Consider the following 1876-nt stretch of genomic DNA (forward strand, 5'->3'; position numbering starts at 1 on the left):
CACGAACACATTATGCAGGAAAGACAACAGTTAGCCGACGATGGTGTGATTCCGATCGCATCCTTCGTTAACAGTGTGGGACAATTAAGCGCACCCCCAGAGATTAATTTGCGCGGTGTGGTGACAAAAGTGGAAATCCCGCTGCTGAATCAGCTAATTATTCGGGCGATCGAACGCTGTTTAAGCGATCGCATCGGTGAATTTAAAACCGCCACGGGGTCCCCGGATTGGGCCGGTTTGCGGGCCGAAATCGAGACGACTTTGCAACGTTTAATCAAACGGGAGTTACAGAGTCAACCCCTAGTGATTTTTCTCCTGCAAGCGGCGGCAACGGAACCAGCGAACAATCGTACTTATCGCCGCCGCCGTCCCGCAGCTACCATGGCCTCCTAATAGCAGTGGGACAGGAGACTCCCAGACAGGAGTCTCCGAGACAGGAGACAGGAGATTATTTTTATTTATCCTTCCCATCCCCCCACACCCCACTTCCCCACTTCCCCACTTCCCCACTTCCCCACTTCCCCACTTCCCCACTTCCCCACTCTCCCACTTCCCCACACCCCACACCCCACACCCCACACCCCACTTCCCATTGATAACTGATCATGTTCCATGCTGCCGATTTGCGATCGCTGCTGACCGCCGTTGCCAGGGGAGAAATTAACCCGGAGACAGCCTTAGATAAACTTAAACATCTGGCCTTTGAACCGGTGGAAGACTTCGCTAAAATTGACCATCATCGTCAATTAAGAACGGGATTTCCGGAGGTTATCTGGGGGCCGGGTAAAACCACCGCTCAAATCGCCCAAATTATCGGTGTATTGCGTCAAAATAGTCCCGTGGTTATGGCCACCCGCATTGAAGCAGAGATAGCGGCCCAGCTACAGGAACAGGTGACAGACTTAGTTTATTATCCCTTAGCCCGCATCTGTGCCATTGCCGCAGCCGCTCCAGAAAATCCCCCAAAAGGTACAATTTCCATCCTAACGGCGGGAACTGCCGATATTCCCGTAGCGGAGGAGGCGGCGGTTACTGCTCAATTATGCGGTTTTTCCGTGCAGCGTCTCTGGGATGTGGGAGTAGCGGGAATTCATCGCCTCTTGAATCATCGCCATCTACTGGATGCTGCCGATGTGTTAATTGTTGTTGCGGGAATGGAAGGAGCCTTACCAAGTGTGGTAGCGGGATTAGTTGATCGCCCGGTGATCGCCGTTCCCACCAGTATCGGTTACGGAACCAGTTTCGGTGGTATTGCTCCTTTGTTAACTATGCTCAATTCCTGCGCGGTCGGTATCGGTGTGGTTAATATCGATAATGGTTTTGGGGCTGCCATGTTAGCCAGCCAAATTTTACGCACGGCGGCCAGATTAGCCTAGATTTTCCCTCATCTCAGGCTGAAAATCCTATACAGTTGGTATAGGGATAAACTACTTTGAAAAAGAAGCCGATATGCACCTAAGTGAAATTACTCATCCCAACCAGTTACATGGTTTATCACTCCGTCAATTAGAAGATATTGCCCGTCAGATTCGCGAAAAACACCTCCAGACGATCGCCGCTACCGGTGGACATTTGGGACCGGGGTTAGGAGTCGTAGAACTAACGATCGCCCTTTACCAGACCCTCGATCTCGATCGAGATAAAGTCCTTTGGGACGTGGGACACCAAGCTTATCCGCACAAACTCCTCACCGGTCGCTATAACGATTTTCACACCCTGCGCCAAAAAAACGGCGTTGCGGGCTATCTAAAACGTTGCGAGAGCAAATTTGACCATTTTGGGGCTGGACACGCCTCTACGAGCATTTCTGCGGGGTTAGGAATGGCTTTAGCCCGGGATGCCAAGGGGGAAGATTTCAAGGTGGTATCGATCATCG

The 1876-nt window shown here is 51.5% G+C and carries 3 protein-coding genes and 1 pseudogene; all 4 read left to right on the forward strand.

All coding sequences use genetic code 11. The features are described 5' to 3' along the window. Nucleotides 1-393 (forward strand): annotated as a pseudogene (locus PX481_RS06325) (ribonuclease J); the annotation flags it as partial. A 5-nt stretch (nucleotides 394-398) separates the two neighbouring features. Further along, a complete protein-coding gene (locus PX481_RS06330; protein WP_080603607.1) occupies nucleotides 399-596 on the forward strand; it encodes a hypothetical protein in 198 nt (65 codons plus the stop codon). A 9-nt stretch (nucleotides 597-605) separates the two neighbouring features. Further along, a complete protein-coding gene (larB, locus tag PX481_RS06335; RefSeq protein ID WP_288026021.1) occupies nucleotides 606-1376 on the forward strand; it encodes a nickel pincer cofactor biosynthesis protein LarB in 771 nt (256 codons plus the stop codon). Between the two features lie 73 nt (nucleotides 1377-1449). After that, nucleotides 1450-1876 (forward strand): 1-deoxy-D-xylulose-5-phosphate synthase N-terminal domain-containing protein (locus PX481_RS06340; protein WP_288094021.1); only part of this gene is annotated, 427 nt, incomplete at its 3' end.

Source organism: Microcystis sp. M53603_WE2 (assembly GCF_030065435.1).